The organism is Arthrobacter sp. LjRoot14, assembly GCF_964253905.1.
In the GTDB taxonomy this organism is placed as follows: Bacteria; Actinomycetota; Actinomycetes; order Actinomycetales; family Micrococcaceae; genus Arthrobacter.
Genome location: NZ_CAXURL020000001.1, coordinates 641,211 through 661,349, shown reverse-complemented (window position 1 = coordinate 661,349; position 20,139 = coordinate 641,211). Strand labels below are relative to the sequence as shown.

The window sequence follows — 20,139 nt, the reverse complement described above, 5'->3', positions numbered from 1 at the left end:
CCCGCGGCAACATAACGGACGTTACCCCGTTGCCTGCAGGGTGGCTTCTATCACGGCAGGAGACAGCACATGTTGCGTGACCATCTGGCTGGCGCCAAGGATGGCGGCCTGGTCCCCGGCCATCGAAAGGGCTATCCGAAGATGTGACGTAGCCAGCGGCAGCGACCGCCGGTAAACCACTTCGCGCACTCCCGCCATCAGGTGCTCGCCCGCCTGGCCGAGGCTGCCGCCGATCACGATCACCGACGGATTCAGCAGGTTGACCACCGTGGCCAGCACATCCCCGACGTCACGGCCGGCCTGGCGGAGCGCCTGGATCGCCTGCAGATTCCCCTCGGCGACGAGGCGCAGCACATCGCTTCCCTTCTCCGCCGGAAGCCCGTGGCGGGCCAGTTCGCGGGCGACGGCGGGGCCCGAAGCCAGTGCCTCGAGGCAGCCGTAGTTGCCGCAGCGGCAAAGGACTTCGTCGCCGCGCGGGACCCGCACGTGGCCAAGGTCCCCGGCCGTTCCGTTGGCGCCGCGCTGGAGTTCGCCGCTGCTGATGATGCCTGCGCCGATGCCGGTGGCCACCTTGATGAAAAGGAAGTTGTCGTGCTCGGGCCAGTACGCCGTGCGTTCGCCGAGCGCCATGATGTTGACGTCGTTGTCCACCAGCACGGGAACCGGCAGCGAGCGCCGGACGTAACGCACCACGTCGAACCCGTCCCAGCCGGGCATGATCGGCGGCTTCACCGGCATGCCGGTGGCATGCTCCACCGGCCCGGGCAGTCCGATGCCGATGCCGGCGAGGTCCGCGGCAGTCCGGCCTGCCTCACCGAGGAGTGTTTTGCCCTCTTCGACCACACGGCCCAGGACCGCTTCCGGACCGTCGGCAACGTCCTGGACGAGGCGCTGCTCGGCGAGGACCTTGCCGCCCAGGTCGGTGACGGCAACGATCACGTGCGTGGCGCCGACGTCGACTGCCAGGACTGCGCGGGCGGCCGGGTTGAAGGCAAAGCGCGACGGCGGCCTGCCGCCGCTGGAACTGGCCTCACCGGCCGGGCCCACCAGTCCGGAGGAGATGAGCGCGTCTATGCGGGCGGCCACCGTGGACCGCGCCAGGCCTGTGGTCAGGGCCAGTTCGGCCCGGGTGCGGGCCTTCCCGTCGCGGAGGAGCTGGAAGAGGTCGCCGGCCCGGGAAAGGCTCCCGGCACCGTCGGCAGCAGTGTCGGTTCCGGGCTCGGTTCCGGGCTCTTTTCCAGACGTTGGACTCATGAGTCAGTGATAGCACGAAGCTCTTATGCATGTCACGCCATCGAAAGATTGTCGATAAGTCTTCAACTTTTGCTTGACGATCGACAAAAGTAGTTCTAGCTTGATGTGTGAGCGGTGTCACTGAGACGCCGAGAAATTTCAGATACTGCAAACGCTCCAGCTACTACAAAGAGGTAAGCAACGTGTCGAGCCAAGCACAGGCATCACCGGCCCTCCTCGGCGTCGGCATTCTGGGCGCGGGGCCTGTTACCCAGGCAATCCACCTGCCGTCCCTGGCACGGTTGGGCAATATTCTCGAAGTCCGCCACATCATGGACGTCGACCCGGCCGTGGCGGAAGCCGTGGCCGGCAGGGTTGGCGCGAAGTTCAGCACCAGTACGGAAGAGCTCCTCGCGGACCCGGCAGTGGATATTGTGGCCATCTGCAGCCCGCACCAGTTCCACGCAGCCCAGGTCATCGCGGCCTGCCGTGCCGGAAAGAAGGCTGTGCTGTGCGAAAAGCCGTTCGCCATGAACGGCGAGGAGGCCGCCGCAATCTCCGCTGTGTCAGCCGAAACCGGCGTGCCCATCATCGTGGGCGCCATGCACACCTTCGATCCGGGATGGCTCGCGGCGGAGGAAGCCTGGGGCAACCTTCCGGAGCAGGTGCACACCGTCCGGTCCTCCATCATCCTTCCGCCGAACCCGCGCTTCGAGGACTTCGCCACCGAGATCGTGGGCCGCGTTCCCCTACCGTCCAGTGACCCGACCGACCCGAAGGTCATCATGGCCATGCTCACGGGCGGGGTGATGGGCCTGGCCATCCACGACCTTCCGCTGGTCCGCCGCTTCACCCCGGACTTCGCGGCAGTGGAGGTCCTGCATGCTCAAATCGTCCGACCTTTCGGTTACGTCATCTCCCTCCGGGCAGGAAACGTCACCATCGAACTCCGCGCCGCGATGAACGGGACCTGGGAACCGTGCTGGAAATTTGAGGCCATCGGCGACGACGCCGCCCTGGAAATCGACTTCACGCCGTCCTACGTCCACGCCGGTTCGGCAACCGCCCGGATCCGGACGGCCCGGCGTACCACCGTCCTGGGCCCTTTCGGCCATAACGGCTACGAGGGCGAGTGGCGCGAACTGGCCGAGCTGGCCGCCGGCGCAGGCCAGCCGCCGTCGGCCGAAACGCTGATCCATGACCTTGAGTTCGCGCTGGCGATCGCCGAAGCGGCCGCAGGCCAGGGGGTCAACGCATGACCACGCAGTTGTCCGTGTACGCGGATCCGCAGGCCGAGGCTGCAGGTGCAGTGTCCGCCGTCGTTGCTTCCCTTCCCCTCTCCTTTGGTTCCGCTGTGTCCGCGCCGGATGTCACCGCCATCGCCGGCCATGCCGGCTGGACCGACCGGGCATCCGCGGCGATCCGCAACGGAGCCAAAGGCGTTGTGGTGTCCGCGCCGGTGGCCGAAGACCCTGCCCGGCTCACCGCCGTCGCAGACGACGTCGGCGCAGTGGTGGTGCTTGACCTCCAGTGGGCCGGAAATTTGGCCGTCGACTCCACGAGTGAAAACGTGCATGGCGCCATCGCCGCGGCCCTTGAGGACGCCGTCCTGCTGGACTCGGTGGCCATCGCCGCTCCGGGCACGGATCCGCTGCACCTGCTGACGGATCAGTTGGCCGTCCTGGTGCAGTGCGGGATCGAGGTCCGCAACGTGCGGATGGTCCAGCGCAACGGCAACGGCTACACGGTTTCAGGCGTCATCGCGGACGGCGTTCCCGTCGCCCTGCAGGGCATCCTCACCTCGGCGCTGCCGGGCACCGCAAGCCTCACGATTCTGACGTCAACCGGCCGTGCCGACGTCGTACTGCCCGACCCCGCAGCAGCCTGGCCGGCCGAAGTCCGTGCGGTAACCACAGAAGGAGCGACGACGCTCCCCACGTTGTACGAATCGTCCCACCGGACCAGCTGGTCGCGGGTCCACTCGCATATCTCTTCCGGGACTCCTGCCCACGACCTGGCGAAGTTCACCGCCGTTATGTCACTCCTCAGCCAACTCACCAGCTAGACAGCCCCACCGAACCACCAGCAGTTCCAGTTCCTCAAGCCAGTATCCACTCATTGTCGAGAAGGGCCCGGGCATTCAGTCACTCCGGGCCCTGAAAGGAAACAACCGTGTCTACCAAACCCTCCATCGCCTCTTCCGCCTTCTCCCGGCGGGGGTTCCTGGGCTTCGCAGCCGCCGCGGCCTCCGCTCCCCTCCTGGCCGCCTGCGGCGGCGGTTCCGCTTCGCAGGGCGGTGGCGGCGCGGGCGGTACGATCAAGTTCTGGGACATGCCGTGGGCCACCCCTGCCTACAACGACGCGGCCAAGAAGCTGGCAGAAGGGTTCTCCGGATCCGGCAGCAAAGCCAGCTACCAGATCATCCAGTGGAACAACTTCTACCAGACGTTCTCCTCGGCCATCGCGTCGAAGACCGGCCCCGCGGTGTCCACCGGCGGCGGCTTCCAGGCCTTCCAGTTCGAGCAGCAGGGCCAGATCGCGTACGCGGACAAGGTGATCGACAAGCTGAAGGAGAACGGCCAGTTCGATGACTTCCTTCCGGGCGTCCTCGACCCCTTCAAGTCCGACAAGGGCTATGTCGCTGTCCCGTGGCAGCTGGACATGCGCGTCTTCTGGTACCGCAAGTCGCTGTTCGAGAAGGCGGGGGTAGGACTTCCCACCGACTGGCCGTCCCTTCTGGAGGCCGGCAAGGCGCTGAAGAAGGTCGGAGCCTTCGGCTTCACCACCGGTGCGGGTGCCGGCAACAACTACGGCAACCACTCCATGATCATGATGATGGTCAACAACGGCGGCGGCGTCTGGAACAAGGACGGCGAACTGGACCTGATGAACGACCGCAACGTGGAAGCCATGGAATTCGTCCTTGAGCTGGTGTCCAACGGAATCGTCGATCCGGCCGCCGTCAGCTACACCACGGACAACATGTCCGCGCAGTGGAAAGACGGCAAGGCCGGGTACGGCCTGTTCCAGGTCAACGTCCCGCAGCGCGTGGGCGACACGTCCGGAGATTTGCTCGTTGCGGACCCCATCACCGGACCGCACGGCGACAAGGCCACCATCGTCTTCCCGAACAACATCATGATGTACACCAACACCCCGTCTCAGGAAGCATCCGAGGCGTTCCTGGTGTACTACCTGGGCCAGCTCAAGGAACTGTGGCGCCAGAAGCTGATGTCTGCCCTCCCGGTCTTCAAGTCGATTACGGAAATGCCCGAATTTGCCAATGACCCCAACAACGTCAAGATCGTCAAGGACTGGCAGCCGATCGCCAAGACCTTTGCTGCCCAGGGTAAAACCCTGAACGCGAACCTCGCGGCGCTGGACGGCGGCCAGGCCCTGAACCAGTTCAGCCAGACGATCCTGACCGGCAAGGCGGACGCCAAGACTGCCCTGCAGACCTTCCAGTCCGGCCTCGAATCGGTCCTGAAGAAGTAAACGGACCTTTCCATGGCACTGACTACAGCCCAATCCGGCCTCAGCCGGGCCCGCCGGGGAGTTGCCCCCGGCGGGGCCGGGGGCCCCGCCAACCGCAAGAGCAAGCTCAGCGCGCAGACCAGCCGGACTTTCTTCTGGCTCCTGCTGCCCTCAGTTGTCCTGCTCCTCCTGATCCACGGCTATCCCCTCATTCACGCCGGTGTGCAGGCCACGCACGACGGTTCCCTGATCCAGACCGGCAACTTCGTGGGCGGGGAGAACTTCGCCACCGTCCTGTCCTCACCCGCGTTCTGGAAAGCGGCACAGTTCACCCTGATGTTCACCATCGTGGGCGTGTTCGGCTCGTGGCTCGTCGGCCTGGGACTCGCCCTGCTGCTCCGCACCAAGATCCCCGCGGGCGGGACCTTCAAAGTCCTGCTGCTCCTGCCCTGGGTCGTCCCGATCGTGGTCTCCTCCACCGCGTGGAACTGGCTGGTGGCCACCCCGGACAGCCTGATCCCGTCCCTGTTCCGGAACCTCGGCCTGGGAACGCCGCTGTTCCTGGCCGACCCGAACCTCGCTGCCGTCACCGTCATGGTCTTCAAGGTCTGGGTCAGCTTCCCGTTCATGATGATGATGATTTCCGCCGCCCTGGCCTCCGTGGACACCACCGTCTACGAAGCCGCCAGCATGGACGGCGCCACCCGCTGGCAGCAGTTCAGCCAGATCACCCTCCCGCTGATCGCCCGCTCCACCTACATCAGCTGGATCCTGATGACCATCTTCTGCGTCAACGACTTCCCCACCATCTACCTGCTCACCGGCGGCGGGCCGGTCAGCGCCACCACCTCCCTGGTGGTCCTTGCCTACCGCACGGTCTTCCAGGACTTCGCCACCGGGCCCGGCGTGGCCATCGCCTTCCTGATGACCATGACCCTGGTGGTCATCTCCGTCCTCCTATACCGCCAGATCCGAAAGTCGAGCGTCGAATAATGAGCGCAGCAGTCCACGCCCATCCCGAGTCCGGCCCGGTCCTCGGCGTCGCCGGCCCGGCCAAAAACCTACGCGTCCTCTCCGAAGCCGGCCACCGCGGCCAATGGTGGAGGTTCGTCGCGATCCTGGCCATCACCGCAATCGTCCTCGTCCCCATCATGGTCACCGTGGTGCTCGCCTTCACCCCCGGACCGACCAGCACCGCCACGGGCCTGACCTTCGAAAACCTCGCCAACGTGTTCTCCGGAACCCTCGCCGCCACCTGGCTGCAGAACAGCCTCATCACCACCCTCTCCACCGTGCTGGTCTCCGTGGCCGTCGCCGCCCCCGCCGGCTACGTCCTCTCCCGCGGCCGCAGCAAGGCCGTCTCCGGATACTCCCTGCTGCTGTTCGTCATGCAGTCCCTGCCCATCATTACCTCAGTGGTCCCCCTGTTCATCCTCTTCGCGGGCATGGGACTGGTAGACAACCTGCTGGGCATCACCATCATCTACGTCGGCTCCACCATGACCGTAGCCACCTGGATGATGGCCGCCTACTTCGACTCCATCCCCATCAGCCTCGAGGAAGCCTCCTGGATCGACGGCTGCTCCGTCTTCGGATCCTTCACCAAAGTAGTGCTCCGCAACAGCCTCCCCGGAATCCTCTCCACAGCGATCTTCGCCTTCCTGCTGGCCTGGAACGACTACCTCGTGGCCATCGTCTTCCTGCGCTCCAACGAGATCTTCACCCTCCCCATGGGCGTCCAGTCCTTCTTCCAGCAAAACGCCACGGACTGGACCTCCGTCATGGCCCTCGCCGTGGTCATGATGCTCCCGCCCGTCATCGTCTTCGCCACCCTGAACAAATACTTCAGCGTCGGCGGCATCGGCGGATCCCTCGCCGGCCGCTAACCAGCGCCGCAGCCCTCTTTTAGAACAACCGCAAAGGAACGAAATGTCTTACTCACTCCAGCTCTATACCCTGCGCAATGCCATCCAGGAGGACCTGCCCGGCACCATCCGGAAGGTAGCTGAGATCGGCTTCACCCAGGTTGAGCCCTACAACTTTGTGGCCACGGCCAAGGAGCTCGGCGCCGCCCTGAAGGAGAACGGCCTCACCGCGCCGTCCGGCCACGCTCCCCTGCTCAGCCAGGACCAGGACGAGATCTTTGCCGCTGCCAAGGAACTGGGCATCAGCACCGTCATCGACCCGTTCCTGCCGGCCGAGCACTGGCAGAAGGCCGAGGACATCCAGGCCACCGCCGAGAAACTCAACGCGGCAGCGAAGAAGGGCGCCGAATACGGCATCCGCGTCGGATACCACAACCACGCCTGGGAACTGGAGTCCAGCATCGAGGGCCGCACGGCGCTCGAATACTTCGCCGACCTCCTCGACCCCGAACTGGTCCTGGAAGTGGACACCTACTGGGTTGCCGTCGGCGGCCAGGACCCCGTGGACATCCTGACAAAACTCGGGGATCGGGTGAAGTTCATCCACATCAAGGACGGCCCCCTCAACACGGACACCAAGGCGCAGCAGCCCGCCGGCCAGGGCAAAATCGCCGTGTGGGATGTCATCGGCGCGGCAAAGTCCCTGGAAGTGGGCGTGGTGGAGTTTGACGACTACTCCGGCGACATCTTCGACGGCATCGCCCAGAGCCTGGCGTTCCTGAACACCGAGGCAAGCGAAGGAGCGCGGGCATGAGCACCTCCACGAAGAGAGGCCCGGTGGGCGTCGCCGTCATCGGCGCCGGCAACATCAGCAAGCAGTACCTGGACAACCTGACGGTGTTCCCGGACCTGAAGGTCCATGTCATCGCCGACCTGTTCGAGGACGCCGCGGCCGCACGGGCAAAGGAATACGGGATCGCCGAGTACGGCGGGGTGGACGCGGCCCTGAACCATCCCGACGTCGAAATCATCGTCAACCTGACCATCCCGGCCGCGCACGTGGAGGTAGCCACCGCGGCCGTCAACGCCGGCAAGCACGTCTGGACCGAGAAGCCGTTCTCGCTGGACCGCGAATCCGGGCTGGGGCTGCTCAAGGCCGCCGACGCCGCGGGGCTGCGGCTCGGCTGCGCCCCGGACACGTTCCTCGGCGCGGGGCTGCAGACCGCCCGGCGGATCATCGAACGCGGCGACATCGGCACCCCGCTGACCGCCATGACCACATTCCAGACCCCCGGCCCGGAGTCCTGGCACCCGAACCCGGCGTTCCTCTTCCAGTACGGCGCCGGTCCCCTGTTCGACATGGGCCCGTATTACCTCACCGCTCTGGTCCAGACCTTCGGGTCCGTCCGCAAGGTGGCGGCGATCGGTTCCAAGTCCAAGGAAGTCCGGGTCATCGGTTCCGGCCCCAAACTGGGCGAGGAATTCACGGTCGAGGTCCCCACCCATGTGTCCGCGATGGCCCAGTTCGAGGGCGGCCAGTCCTCGCACAGCGTCTTCTCCTTCGAGTCGCCGCGGCAGCGGATGGGCTTCGTGGAGATCACCGGCACGGAAGCCACCATCTCCCTCCCGGACCCCAACTATTTCGACGGCGACGTGCGGCTCTGGCGCGCCGGGGATGAAGAGTGGACCGTCATTCCCGCCACCGGCCCGTCCAACGGCCGCGGCATGGGTGTGCTGGACATGGCCCGGTCCATCCGGGCCGGGGTTCCGCACCGCGCCACCGGCAACCTCGCCTACCACGTGCTGGACACCATGGTCTCGATTTCCGAATCCGTGGAATCCGGCACGTTTGTCAACGTCGAAAGCTCCGCGCCCGCGTCCCCGGCCCTCCCCGAGGACTGGAACCCCACCGCTTCCACTCTCTAGGAATCACGCAATGAACTCCCCCGAAAGCACGGACGGCACCAACCCGGACAACCCGCCGCTGGGTGTCGCGATGATCGGCTACGCGTTCATGGGCAAGGCCCACTCGAACGCCTGGCGCAACGTGGCCTCCTACTTCGACGTCCCGGCTTTCGAGCAAAAAGTGCTCGTGGGCCGGGACGCCGGGCAGGTCGCGGCGGCCGCGCAGAAGTACGGCTGGGCCGAGTCCGCTACGGACTGGCGTTCGGTCCTTGACCGGGACGACATCCACATCGTGGATATCTGCGCGCCGGGCTGGATGCATGCCGAGATTGCCATCGCGGCACTCGAGGCCGGCAAGCACGTCCTGGTCGAGAAGCCGCTGGCCAACACCCTCGCCGAAGCCGAAACCATGGCGGACGCTGCCCGGTCCGCCCGGGATCGCGGCGTGCAGTCGATGATCGGTTTCAACTACCGGCGGGTCCCGGCCCTGGCCCTCGCGAAGGAACTCATCACCGAAGGCCGGCTCGGGACGGTCCGGCACGTCCGCGCCGCCTACCTGCAGGACTGGCTGGTGGACGCCGACTCCCCCATGACGTGGCGGCTGAACAAGGAAACCGCCGGGTCCGGGGCGCTGGGCGACATCGCCTCCCACGCGATCGACCAGGTCATGTTCCTGCTCGGCGGCACGGTCACCGAGGTGTCCGGCCGGCTGCACACCTTCGTCTCCCACCGCCCCGGAGCGGACGGGCCGGAAGAGGTAACGGTCGACGACGCCGCCTGGGCCACGCTGACCCTGGACACCGGGACCATCGCCTCGGTGGAGGTCTCCCGCATGGCCACCGGGCAAAAGAACTCGCTCAAACTGGAGATCTACGGGGACAAGGGCTCCCTGCTTTTCGACCTTGAAGCCATCAACGAACTAGGCTTCCTCGACGCCACCGTTCCCGTCCGGGAGCAGGGGTTCCGGCGCATCCTGGTCAATGAACCCGAGCACCCGTACATGGCCGCCTGGTGGCCGCAAGGCCACGTGATCGGCTGGGAACACACCTTCACGCACGAGATCCGGGACTTCCTGGCCGCAATCGACGGCGGCACCCCGCCGTCGCCGTCGTTCGAGGACGGACTGGCCGTCCAGCGCGTGCTGGCCGCCATCGAAGAATCCGCCAACGCCAAATCCTCCATCATCCAGCTCGCCACTTCCCCTGTCCCCGTTACCGAAGGAGCCTGACATGCCCCGCCCGTACACCCTGTTCACCGGCCAGTGGGCCGACCTCCCCTTCGAGGAAGTCGCGAAGCTGGCCTCCGGCTGGGGCTACGACGGCCTCGAAATCGCCGTCTCCGGGGACCACCTCGACGCCTGGCGCTGGGACGAACCCGGCTACGTCGAGTCCAAGCTCGCCGTCCTTCAGAAGTACAACCTGAAGGTCTGGGCCATCTCCAACCACCTCAAGGGCCAAGCCGTTTGCGATGACCCCATCGACTTCCGCCACGAAGCGATCGTCGGATCCAAGGTCTGGGGCGACGGCGACCCCGAAGGCGTCCGCACCCGCGCCGCCGAAGAAATGAAACACACCGCCCGGCTCGCCAAAGCCCTCGGTGTGGACACCGTCGTCGGATTCACCGGCTCCTCCATCTGGCAGTACGTCGCGATGTTCCCGCCCGTCCCCGAAAAGGTCATCGAGGCCGGCTACCAGGACTTCGCGGACAGGTGGAACCCCATCCTGGACGTCTTCGACGAATGCGGCGTCCGCTTCGCCCACGAAGTCCACCCCTCCGAGATCGCCTACGACTACTGGACCACCGTCCGCACCCTCGAAGCGATCGGCCACCGGCCCGCGTTCGGGCTGAACTGGGATCCGTCCCACTTCATGTGGCAGGGCATCGATCCCGTCTCCTTCATCTGGGACTTCAAGGACCGGATCTACCACGTGGACTGCAAGGACACCAAGCTCCGCCCCACCGGCCGGAACACCGTCATGGGCTCCCACCTGCCCTGGGGCGACCCGCGCCGCGGCTGGGACTTCGTCTCCGCAGGCCGCGGCGATGTGCCCTGGGAATCGTCCTTCCGCGCCCTCACCGCGATCGGCTATGACGGCCCCATCTCCGTCGAATGGGAAGACGCCGGCATGGACCGCCTCCACGGCGCCCCCGAAGCCCTCGCCGCGCTCAAGAAATTCGACTTCCCGCCGTCGAACACCTCCTTCGACGCCGCCTTCAGCAGCAAGGACTGACCCACCCCGAGGAGTTTTTGTCCAGATAACGCGAGCAAAAGTGCCTTTTGGGGACGTTATCTGGACAAAAACTCCAAGGAACAGCAAAGGAATCGACAGATGCACGAGCCACTGAACAGCACTGACGGCAAGAACGGTTTTGTCCGCTGTTCGACGGCGCGAGCCTGGCCGGAGCTCTGAGCATGCTGCGAACCTTCCGGCCCGGCCAGCGCTGCGAGGTCTGGATTGCGTCCGTCACCGGCGAGCGCGAGCTGGTGTTCACATCCAACGATGTGCTCCTGGAAGCGCCCAACTGGACCCTCGACGGCCGTTCACTGGTCCTCAACGGGGACGGGGCACTGTGGCGGGTCGACCTGGGCAGCCGGACACTCAGCCAAGTCCCGCTCACCGGCATCCCGGACCTCAACAACGATCACGTCCTTGCCCCGGACGGAAACAACATCTTCCTCTCGGCCAACGACGGCCACATCTATCGTGCCGCTCTTTCCGGAGGCCGGGCCACCCGCCTCACCGAGGACGACGGCTCCTTCCACTTCCTCCACGGCGTCAGCCCGGACGGTAAGGAGCTGGCCTACGTCGGCATCGAGTCAGGCGACTTTACGCAGCCCGGCCGGCTCATGACAATACCGTCCGACGGCGGCGCTTCCTCCAGGGTCGACGTTGGCGGCGGCCACTGCGACGGGCCGGAATATTCGCCGGACGGACAGTGGCTGTACCTCAACACGGAGTCCTTCACGTCGCGTCCCGGCCATGCCCAGCTTGCCCGGGTGCGCGTTGACGGAAGCGGCTTCGAACGGCTCCTCGAGTCCGCCACCGTCGACTGGTTCCCGCACCTCTCCCCCGATGGAGAGCTGGCGAGCTACATCCGTTTCCCCGGCGGAACAGAAGGCCATCCCGCCGACCTGCCGGTCGACGTCGTGCTGGTCTCCACCGGAGACTGGACAGCACCGCTGCACGCGTGGCCACTCTTCGGAGGCCAGGGAACTCTGAACGTCAACAGCTGGTCACCGGACTCCACCCGTTTCGCGTACGTCGCGTACCCCGTCAGCTGACGGCGGCCGGGGAACTAGAGTTTTGGGCATGACGCACACCATCCGCAAAGCGACAGCGGACGACGCCGGGCAGCTGGCCGCGCTCGCCGCTGTCACCTTCCCGCTGGCCTGCCCGCCGGAATCCTCCCCGGACGATATCGCCGCGCACGTGGCGAACACCCTCAGCGAGGCAAAGTTCCACGGCTACCTGGCCGACCCGGACATTTCGGTCCTCGTAATCGATTCCGACGGCGACCTCCGCGGCTACAGCATGCTCGTGGACCGCCCGGCCGCCGACCGGGACGTTGCGGCCGCACTGACCATCCTGCCGTCGGCCGAGCTGAGCAAATGCTACGTGCACCCGGACCACCACGGGCTGGGTGCCGCAGCCGAGCTGATGCACGCCAGTCTGGACGTGGCCGCAGCTTCCGGAGCCCGCGGGATGTGGCTGGGAGTCAACAGTCAGAACGCCAAAGCCATCCGCTTCTACGAGAAGTCAGGTTTCCGGAAAGTCGGCACCAAGTCGTTCACCCTGGGAACCACGGTGGAACACGACTTCGTCATGGAGAGGGCAGTCCCCCGCTCCGAAACGCGAACGGACAGTTGAGGCCCCGCCCGCCACAGGGTGAGCCACATGACATGCCGCAAGGGGAATGGAACCGGCGGGAGCAGGGTTGTTGCCAGCATGAAGATTGAGATCTGGTCCGACGTCGCCTGCCCCTGGTGCTACATCGGCAAGCGCCGTTTCGAAGCAGCCCTGGCCGAATTCCCGCACCGCGATTCCGTGGAGGTGCAGTGGCGCAGCTACCAGCTCGATCCCGGCCTGCCCGAGCACTACGACGGCACGGAACTGGACTACCTCAGCACCCGCAAGGGCATGGCCCCGGCGCAGGTCTCACAGATGTTCGAACATGTGGCGGAGCAGGCCAGGGGCGAGGGCCTCAACTACCGGTTCGACACCGTGGTGGTCGCCAACAGCTTCACGGCACACCGGCTGATCCACCTGGCCGGCGCGCACGGCAAGCAGGACGCCGCCAAGGAGCGCCTCCTCAGCGACCACTTTGAGCACGGCAAGGACATCGGCAGCCGGGAGTATCTCACCTCCCTGGGCCAGGACCTGGGAATCGACGCCGGGGAGCTGGCTGAGCTCTTCACCACGGACAAGTACGCCGAGGACGTCCGGTTCGACTTCGAAGAAGGCCGCGCCCTCGGCATCAGCGGCGTGCCGTTCTTCGTGATCGACCGGAAGTTCGGGCTCTCCGGCGCCCAGCCGTCGGCGATGTTCAGCCAGGCGCTCAACCAGGCGTGGCAGGAGAAACAGCCCCTCGTCATGGCCGGCACCGGCGCCCCGGGCAGCGAAGGAAGCGAAGGCACCGCGGGAGCGTGCGGCCCGGACGGCTGCTCGGTCTGACGCGCCCCTGAGTAACCCCGGGTTTTTGTCCAGATAATGTGGCCAACCCACATCTGGCTCGCGTTATCTGGACAAAAACTCGAATAGGTTTGCTGACAGATCACTGTAAAGTGTCTGTATGCCTAGGATTTCGGCCGCCACGAATGCTGCCCAACGAGCCGAGACCCAACGCCGCATCCTGACCGGCTTCGGCGAACTCCTCTTCACCCACGGCCTGCCCGGGCTGACCATGACGGATGTCGCCCGCCATGCCGGCATCGGCCGCACCGCCGTGTACAACTACTACGCGGACATCGAAGAGCTGCTGATCGCCTATGCGCTGGATGAAACCGAGCGCTTCCTCGACGGTCTGCGGGAGTCCCTGCAGTCATTGGAGAACCCGGTGGAACGCCTGGCGCTCTACGTCCGCGCGCAGGTGGAGGACCTCAGCCGCCGCCACCTGCCGCCGGGTCCGGCCATGGCCGCCGTGCTCTCGCCGTCGTCCTTTTCCAAGCTCGCGGACCACGTGGGCGAACTGAGCCTCCTCCTGCAGGACATCCTGCGCGATGCGATGGCAGAGGGCTACCTGCCCCCGGCTGACATTGCGCAATTGGCCCAGCTCATCCATGGCACGCTGTCCTCCAGTGCCGCGCGCGGCGACGGGACGCCCGAAGCGGTGCTCCGCACCGTCCGTTTCATCCAGCTGGGCGCGGGCGCACGGTTTGACGACGACGGCCGTCCTGTCAGGCTCAGCCAGCCGTAGGCGGCCCATCCGGATCCAGCCACCAGGCCGCGGCCCGGCTCAGCCTGCTTTGGGGATCACCGGCCACTTGGCGCTGTCCACGATCCGGCGGCTCTCGCGGGGGCAGCTGAGCTGGCCGGGCGTCTGGTCCACGAGGCCCGGAGCGACTAATTCCTTGAATTCACTGGTCAGGACCACATCCACGCTGCCGTCCGAACGGCCGTCCTGGAAGTAGTCCGATTTGGGAAGGTTCCGCTGGACACTGAAAGCGGCCGACTGGCCCGCCGCCCCGGACACCACCGCGGCCACGCCCCTGTAACCGGACTGGGTGTTGTCCACGGCGGCCACCGCAAATTTCCTGGCCAGGAACTCGTCGGCCACGGAACGGGCCAGGCCCGGCCGGTTGGTGGCGTTGTAGACGTTGAGGCTGACCTTCTCGTTCGGGGTGTAATCGAACGTGGTTGCGGGACACGCGGAAGCGGCAGACTGGCTACGCTCCGCCGTCGGGATCTTGATCTGTCCGTTCATGATGGCCAGCGCCACGATGATCGCGGAGATGATCAGCCCCACCAGCAGAACCAGCACCACGCCGTGCAGGATTCGCCGGCGCAGCCGGACGGGGTCTTCCGCGGTGTCGTCCGGCTCCACGAACGTGGCCCTGAGCTCCGATCCGGAGACGACGCGGTGCCCGTGCAGGACCGTGATGTCCTTGGGTTTCCTAGCCATCTATCACCAGCACACGGGCGTGGATGGCGGTGCGCTGATGCAGTGCGGTCCGGACGGCACGGTGCAGCCCGTCCTCGAGGTACAGGGTCCCGCGGTACTGCACCACGTGGGGAAAGAGATCGCCGAAGAACGTGGAGTCCTCCGCCAGGAGAGCCTCGAGGTCGAGGGTGCGCTTGGTGGTCACGAGCTCGTCGAGCCGGACGGGACGCGGAGGAAGCGCAGCCCATTCCTTCGGGGTGTTGTAACCATGGTCGGGGTAAGGGCGTCCCTCGCCCACAGCTTTGAATATCACCCTGCAAGCCTAAGGATGTTGCCCGCCCAAGGGAACGAATGACCCCACACAGTTCCAAGGTTGTAGCCAAACAGTGACCATTGGTTGCCGGCGGGACGCAAGGCAACATTCTGCGCCGGACCTGCCCGGACTGAGAGAATGGAGCCATGATTGCATCCGAGAACCAGGCCGCCGCGTCGCCGTCGGCTCCTCCCCTTGCCCTCCTGCTCGACGTCGACGGCCCGGTGGCGAGCCCCGTCACCCGGAACGTCAAGCCGGAGATCATCGCGGACATGGTGGCCCTTGCCACCGCCGGGATTCCCGTCATCTTCAACACCGGCCGCTCGGACGCGTTCATCCGCGAACAGGTGATGGAGCCCATGATCGCCGCCGGCATGCCCGCGGGAACCATCATCCATGCCATCTGCGAGAAGGGTGCCGTCTGGTTCAGCTACACGGCTGCCGGGCCCGGACCGGTGCATGTGGACCACGATCTCGCCGTCCCCCGCGCCTACGGCGATGACGTCCGCCGGCTGGTGTCCGAGGACTACGCCCAACACATGTTCTACGACGAGACCAAGCGCGCCATGGTGTCCGTGGAGCAGCATATCGACGTGCCCAGCGGGGACTACCTCGACGAACAAAAACTGTTCGACGCCGACGCCATGGTGCTTATGGCCCGCCATGGCCTGGGCGTGGTCCGGTTGGACCACCATGCTCCCGATTCGGACGACCAGATCGACTACCGGGTGGATCCCACCATCATTTCCACGGACATCGAGTCAGTGCGCCTCGGCAAGGATCTGGGTGCCAGCAGGGCCGTGGAACTGCTCGCGGCGCAGGGTGTCCGCCCCCTGGCCTGGCGTACGGTGGGTGATTCACGCACCGACTACGCCATGGCCGACTGGCTGCACCACAACGACCACGAGGTGAAGCACGTGGATGTCCGCCCCGCGGACGGGGTTCCCGTCAAGCCCTATGCAGTCCTGACGGCCGCAGACCTGGGGCTCGCTGAAGACGTGATCCACGACGACGCCGGCGGCGCGTTCCTGCGCAGCTGGCGGGAGGCTCTGGCCGGCTAACTCCGGATTAGTCGAGTTTTTTTACGCGGGTTATCATGCAGGTAGGACCTCTATAGACAACAGCTCGGAGAAACACCATTACAGACGCACTCGTTCAGGATGAGATCTACTACGGCGGTCAGGCTTCCGACGACGGCAGGAGCCACGCCGAAGTAACGTCGCCGGCGGCTGTCGCACGGCTGAAAAACCGCCCCGATGTGGTCCGCCACCGAGGGCGCTACGCGCTGATCAACGACACCCGCACGCCCTACCAGGCCATGGTGGAGGACCTGCTGTTCATCCGCAATGTCCTCGCCAACGCGGGCCTCGACTACCTCCTGGTGCGCGGCAACAACCACCGACCGGTCATTGCCCTGGACTGGGAGAACCGGAAGAAGCTCCGGTCCGCGCTGGTGGAAGCCTGCCGTGACGAGCCCGTCTACTCCATGACCGTTGATGCCAAGAAGAAGTCCTCTGTCCTGGTGGCCGACGGCGAGCTCTCCCCGAACCGCCAGGCCCGGATCTTCCGGCTCTACCGGCCGCGTGTTGAGCCCAACGGCGGTTTCGAATTCGGTTCCTCCGCCGGCGTGCAGATCGAGCTGTGGAGCTTCGAAGGCAACCAGCTGATCCTGCCGATTGAAAACTCCCTTACCCGCCGGACCATGCTCACCACCGACGCCGTGCGCGGCACCGTGGAGCGTTACGGCCACACCTGGCCCACCATCGAGAACATGTTCGCGGACCACGCCAGCGACATCAGCTTCGACATCGACATGGTGTTTTCCTGGGTTGACGGCAGTTCCCCGGAGTACATCGCGGCGCGGCGGGCCAGGATGACCGGCATCGTTGTGGGCGAAGGCGATGACCACGAGGCCCGCTACCGCCAGATCGACGAACTTAAATACGCCCTGCGCTCGGTGTACATGTTCGCGCCCTGGGTGCGGCGGATCTTCATTGCCACGGACTCCCCTGCGCCCGCCTGGCTGGCCGACCACCCCTCGGTGACCATCGTGCGCAGTGAGGAATTCTTCGCGGACCCCTCCGTGCTTCCCACTCACAACTCCCAGGCGGTCGAGTGCCAGCTGCACCACATCGAAGGGCTCTCTGAGCATTTCCTGTATTCCAACGACGACATGTTCTTCGGCCGCGCGGTGGGACCGGACATGTTCTTCACACCCGGCGGGGTCACCAAGTTCATTGAGGCGGAAACCCGCATCGGGCTGGGCGACAACGACGCGGAACGCAGCGGTTTCGAGAATGCCGCAAGGGTGAACCGGAAGCTCCTGTGGGACCGCTTCGGCCGGATCACCACCCGCCACCTGGAGCACACCGCCGCCCCGTTGCGGCGGAGCGTTGCAGCCACCATGGAGCAGGAGTTCCCGCAGGAGTTCGCCAAGACCGCGGCCAGCCGTTTCCGGGCAGCGGACAACATCTCAGTGACGAATTCCTTCTACCACTACTACGCACTGCTGACCGGGCGGGCGGTGACCCAGACGGCAGCAAAGGTGAGGTACATAGACACCACGATGCGGTCCGGCCTCAATTACCTGCCCAAGCTGCTGTCCAAGAGAAACATGGACTTCTTCTGCCTGAATGACGGGAGCTTCCCCGAAGTGGAAGCCGAGGAACGCGCCCAGTTGGTCACTGACTTCCTGGAGAAGTACTACCCGATCAAGGCACCCTGGGAAAAGTAGGGCTCCCCCGCCAAGGGAAGGGTTCACCCACCAGCGCCGGTCAGCGTCCGGAGCCCTGGCTGATCATCGGGACGCGCTGATCATCGGGATGCTCTGGGTGGGCGGGTGTCCCTGCGTCTTTGCCTGCCGCGGAATTCGGATGCCTGCGGCCGCCAGTCGCCGTTGTGTCTCGGCCGCGCTCACAACCTCGCCCACCGCAGCTGCGCTGCCGATAGGAACCACGGAATGCACAATTGTGTGTTCATAAACGTGCACGAGGTTGAACGCCTGGCCGCCGTCGATGGGCCGGGTACCGCCGACTGGCACGTTCAGGTCCTGGGTGTAACAGGTGGCTGAGGCCACCGATACCGGGATGCCGGCGAAGCTGGCGGTGGTGGAGTAATGCAGGTGCCCGGCAAGGATGGTGCGGACATCCGAGTTACGGAGCACCGCAGCCAGCGCCTGCTGGCCGCGCAACTCCACGAGGACCGCAAGGTCCAGGATGGAGGGTACCGGCGGATGGTGCAGCGCCAGGATGGTGCCGTCCGGTGCAGGTGTGGCGAGTTCGGCGGCGAGCCATTCCAGCTGCGACTCGCTCAGTTCACCATGATGGAAACCCGGCACCGAAGTATCCAGGGTGATCACCCTTAGGCCGTTGATGAAGTAGCTGTGGTCCACCGGCGCGTCGTTTCCGGGCTGGTCGAGCAGGCCGGAACGGAAGTTGTTACGGTCATCATGGTTTCCCATGGCCCAGATGACCTGCGCGTTCATCGATTTGCAGGCGGGTTCGACGATGGCCCGGAGCTTTGCGTAGGCCTCCTTTTCACCGCGGTCGGCCAGGTCGCCGGTGAAAATCACGGCTTCCGGACGGGCCCCTGAGGCCTTGACTTCCTCAAACAATTGTTTAAGGCGGGCTTCGCTGTCCACTGCGCCATAGAGATGATCCGGACCTCCCAACAGGTGGGGGTCGCTCAGGTGGAGTAGAAAATGACGTGGCCGCGGATGTTCGGCCTCGATGAGCTCCATTACTGCCTTCCTGGTTGGGTGGAGACTGTAGCCCCCAACTTCCCTCTCAGTAATGTCTATCCAACCAGACATTCGGCAAATAGTGTGCAAACTCCAGTATTCATATTTGGAAAAACGGCAAGAACAAGTAGTTCGGCGGCCACATACCCGACTATGGAAGTGACCGCCGAACCTGACTACTCAAGTACTTTGCAGCTAGCTCAGGTAGCCGTTGGGGTTGAGGACGTACTTCGTGGCGGCGCCGGCGTCGAACTCGGCGTAGCCCTTGGGCGCGTCTTCCAGGCTGATGGCCTTGGCATTGACGTTCTTGGCGATGTGCACCTTGTCGTGCAGGATCGCCATCATCAGCCCGCGGTTGTACTTCATCACCGGGCACTGCCCCGTGGTGAAGCTCAGCGACTTCGCCCAGCCGGTGCCCAGGCTGAGCGAGAGGGCGCCCTTCTTGGCCGCCTCATCAATGCCGCCCGGGTCGCCGGTGACGTAGAGCCCGGGAATGCCGAGCGCCCCGCCGGCCGCCGTGAGTTCCATCAGCGAATTCAGCACCGTGGCCGGAGCCTCCTTGGCATCGTGGCCATGCCCCTTGGCCTCGAAGCCGACGGCGTCCACGGCACAGTCCACCTCGGGGACCCCGAGGATCTGCTCGATCTGCTCTGCCGGGCCGCCCTGGGACAGGTCGACGGTCTCGCAGCCGAAGCTGCGCGCCTGCCTCAGCCGGTCCTCGTTCATGTCGCCCACGATCACTGCAGCGGCGCCAAGCAAGTGGGCACTCGTGGCCGCAGCCAGGCCCACAGGGCCGGCCCCCGCGATGTAGACGGTGGAGCCAACGCCGACGCCGGCGGTGACGGCGCCGTGGAATCCCGTCGGGAAGATGTCCGACAGCATGGCCAGGTCCAGGATTTTTTCCATGGCCTGGTCCTTGTCCGGGAACTTCAGCAGGTTCCAGTCCGCGTACGGCACCAGGACGTAGTTGGCCTGGCCACCCACCCAGCCGCCCATGTCGACGTAGCCGTAAGCGCTTCCCGGCCTGTCGGGATTGACGTTGAGGCAGATGCCGGTCTTGCGTTCCTTGCAGTTCCGGCAGCGGCCGCAGGCAATGTTGAACGGAACGGAGCAGACGTCCCCCACCTTGATGAATTCGACGTCGGGCCCGACTTCCACCACCTCACCGGTGATTTCGTGGCCCAGGACGAGGTCCGGCGGCGCTGTGGTGCGGCCGCGGACCATGTGCTGGTCCGAACCGCAGATGTTGGTGGCCACGGTCTTAAGGATTACGCCATGGCGGACCGAACGGCCCACGTTGGCGGGGTTGACGCCCGGGCCGTCCTTGAGCTCGAAGGTGGGGTAGTCGATGTCTATCAGTTCGACTTTTCCCGGCCCCTTGTAGGCAACGGCTTTGTTCCCTGTCATCTCTTTCCTCCTGGTTTCACGGGCACCGAGACGGGCGCCCAGTGTGATTCACGAAGTTCTGATGCGCCCTCCGAGGCAGGCATGGACCGGCCCGTATCGTCCGG

20 protein-coding genes are annotated in these 20,139 nt (G+C 65.4%); 15 read left to right on the top strand and 5 right to left on the bottom strand.

Going from position 1 to position 20,139, the window contains the following annotated elements; translation table 11 throughout:
* Positions 1 to 21: 21 nt before the first annotated feature.
* A complete protein-coding gene (locus ACSQ12_RS03155; RefSeq protein WP_436064291.1) occupies positions 22 to 1,254 on the bottom strand; it encodes an ROK family protein in 1,233 nt (410 codons plus the stop codon).
* Between the two features lie 182 nt (positions 1,255 to 1,436).
* Here ACSQ12_RS03155 and ACSQ12_RS03150 point away from each other — a divergent pair, with 182 nt between their 5' ends.
* The 13 genes from ACSQ12_RS03150 to ACSQ12_RS03090 all read left to right on the top strand — a co-directional run bounded on the left by ACSQ12_RS03150 (position 1,437) and on the right by ACSQ12_RS03090 (position 13,892).
* The gene (locus tag ACSQ12_RS03150; protein ID WP_436064290.1) at positions 1,437 to 2,492 is read left to right on the top strand and encodes a Gfo/Idh/MocA family protein; all 1,056 of its coding nucleotides are present in this window, start codon (positions 1,437 to 1,439) and stop codon (positions 2,490 to 2,492) included.
* On the top strand, positions 2,489 to 3,298 hold the full coding sequence (locus ACSQ12_RS03145) for a hypothetical protein (RefSeq protein WP_436064289.1): 810 nt from the start codon (positions 2,489 to 2,491) through the stop codon (positions 3,296 to 3,298). The genes ACSQ12_RS03150 and ACSQ12_RS03145 overlap by 4 nt, the downstream gene beginning before the upstream one ends.
* A 107-nt stretch (positions 3,299 to 3,405) precedes the next feature.
* A complete protein-coding gene (locus tag ACSQ12_RS03140) occupies positions 3,406 to 4,728 on the top strand; it encodes an ABC transporter substrate-binding protein (RefSeq protein ID WP_209747523.1) in 1,323 nt (440 codons plus the stop codon).
* Between the two features lie 12 nt (positions 4,729 to 4,740).
* Complete coding sequence (locus ACSQ12_RS03135) at positions 4,741 to 5,700, top strand: carbohydrate ABC transporter permease (RefSeq protein ID WP_436064288.1); 960 nt, start codon at positions 4,741 to 4,743, stop codon at positions 5,698 to 5,700.
* Positions 5,700 to 6,593 carry a carbohydrate ABC transporter permease gene (locus ACSQ12_RS03130; RefSeq protein ID WP_209747526.1) on the top strand — a complete coding sequence of 298 codons (894 nt, stop codon included), beginning with the start codon at positions 5,700 to 5,702 and terminating at the stop codon, positions 6,591 to 6,593. Before ACSQ12_RS03135 ends, ACSQ12_RS03130 begins: the two co-directional genes overlap by 1 nt.
* Positions 6,594 to 6,636: 43 nt before the next feature.
* Entirely contained in the window at positions 6,637 to 7,386 is a 750-nt protein-coding gene (locus ACSQ12_RS03125) for a sugar phosphate isomerase/epimerase family protein (RefSeq protein ID WP_436064287.1), read from the top strand.
* Positions 7,383 to 8,498, top strand: coding sequence for a Gfo/Idh/MocA family protein (locus ACSQ12_RS03120; protein ID WP_436064286.1), 1,116 nt, complete (start codon positions 7,383 to 7,385; stop codon positions 8,496 to 8,498). The genes ACSQ12_RS03125 and ACSQ12_RS03120 overlap by 4 nt, the downstream gene beginning before the upstream one ends.
* A 10-nt stretch (positions 8,499 to 8,508) precedes the next feature.
* Positions 8,509 to 9,705, top strand: a complete 1,197-nt coding sequence (locus ACSQ12_RS03115) for a Gfo/Idh/MocA family protein (RefSeq protein ID WP_436064285.1) — start codon at positions 8,509 to 8,511, stop codon at positions 9,703 to 9,705.
* 1 nt (position 9,706) lies between these two features.
* Positions 9,707 to 10,708 (top strand): sugar phosphate isomerase/epimerase family protein, encoded by a 1,002-nt coding sequence (locus tag ACSQ12_RS03110; protein WP_436064284.1) that lies wholly within the window; start codon positions 9,707 to 9,709, stop codon positions 10,706 to 10,708.
* Positions 10,709 to 10,890: 182 nt separating this feature from the next.
* The gene (locus ACSQ12_RS03105; protein ID WP_436064283.1) at positions 10,891 to 11,760 is read left to right on the top strand and encodes a TolB family protein; all 870 of its coding nucleotides are present in this window, start codon (positions 10,891 to 10,893) and stop codon (positions 11,758 to 11,760) included.
* Between the two features lie 28 nt (positions 11,761 to 11,788).
* Positions 11,789 to 12,346 (top strand): N-acetyltransferase family protein, encoded by a 558-nt coding sequence (locus tag ACSQ12_RS03100; RefSeq protein ID WP_436064282.1) that lies wholly within the window; start codon positions 11,789 to 11,791, stop codon positions 12,344 to 12,346.
* 78 nt (positions 12,347 to 12,424) lie between these two features.
* A complete protein-coding gene (locus ACSQ12_RS03095; protein ID WP_436064281.1) occupies positions 12,425 to 13,150 on the top strand; it encodes a DsbA family oxidoreductase in 726 nt (241 codons plus the stop codon).
* 118 nt (positions 13,151 to 13,268) lie between these two features.
* On the top strand, positions 13,269 to 13,892 hold the full coding sequence (locus ACSQ12_RS03090; RefSeq protein ID WP_209747542.1) for a TetR/AcrR family transcriptional regulator: 624 nt from the start codon (positions 13,269 to 13,271) through the stop codon (positions 13,890 to 13,892).
* Between the two features lie 39 nt (positions 13,893 to 13,931).
* On the opposite strand, the gene ACSQ12_RS03085 is transcribed toward ACSQ12_RS03090, so the two are convergent.
* Positions 13,932 to 14,597 (bottom strand): LytR C-terminal domain-containing protein, encoded by a 666-nt coding sequence (locus ACSQ12_RS03085; RefSeq protein WP_436064280.1) that lies wholly within the window; start codon positions 14,595 to 14,597, stop codon positions 13,932 to 13,934.
* Entirely contained in the window at positions 14,590 to 14,889 is a 300-nt protein-coding gene (locus tag ACSQ12_RS03080) for a type II toxin-antitoxin system VapB family antitoxin (protein WP_028272925.1), read from the bottom strand. The genes ACSQ12_RS03085 and ACSQ12_RS03080 overlap by 8 nt, the downstream gene beginning before the upstream one ends.
* 146 nt (positions 14,890 to 15,035) lie before the next feature.
* Here ACSQ12_RS03080 and ACSQ12_RS03075 point away from each other — a divergent pair, with 146 nt between their 5' ends.
* Positions 15,036 to 15,950 carry a hypothetical protein gene (locus ACSQ12_RS03075; protein ID WP_436064279.1) on the top strand — a complete coding sequence of 305 codons (915 nt, stop codon included), beginning with the start codon at positions 15,036 to 15,038 and terminating at the stop codon, positions 15,948 to 15,950.
* A 197-nt stretch (positions 15,951 to 16,147) separates the two neighbouring features.
* Positions 16,148 to 17,623, top strand: a complete 1,476-nt coding sequence (locus ACSQ12_RS03070; protein WP_436064278.1) for a stealth family protein — start codon at positions 16,148 to 16,150, stop codon at positions 17,621 to 17,623.
* A 63-nt stretch (positions 17,624 to 17,686) separates the two neighbouring features.
* Here the strand turns inward: ACSQ12_RS03070 and ACSQ12_RS03065 are convergent, their stop codons facing one another.
* Positions 17,687 to 18,628 (bottom strand): phosphodiesterase, encoded by a 942-nt coding sequence (locus ACSQ12_RS03065; RefSeq protein ID WP_209747548.1) that lies wholly within the window; start codon positions 18,626 to 18,628, stop codon positions 17,687 to 17,689.
* A gap of 195 nt (positions 18,629 to 18,823) precedes the next feature.
* Entirely contained in the window at positions 18,824 to 20,035 is a 1,212-nt protein-coding gene (gene fdhA, locus ACSQ12_RS03060) for a formaldehyde dehydrogenase, glutathione-independent (RefSeq protein WP_209747550.1), read from the bottom strand.
* Between the last annotated feature and the right edge of the window lie 104 nt (positions 20,036 to 20,139).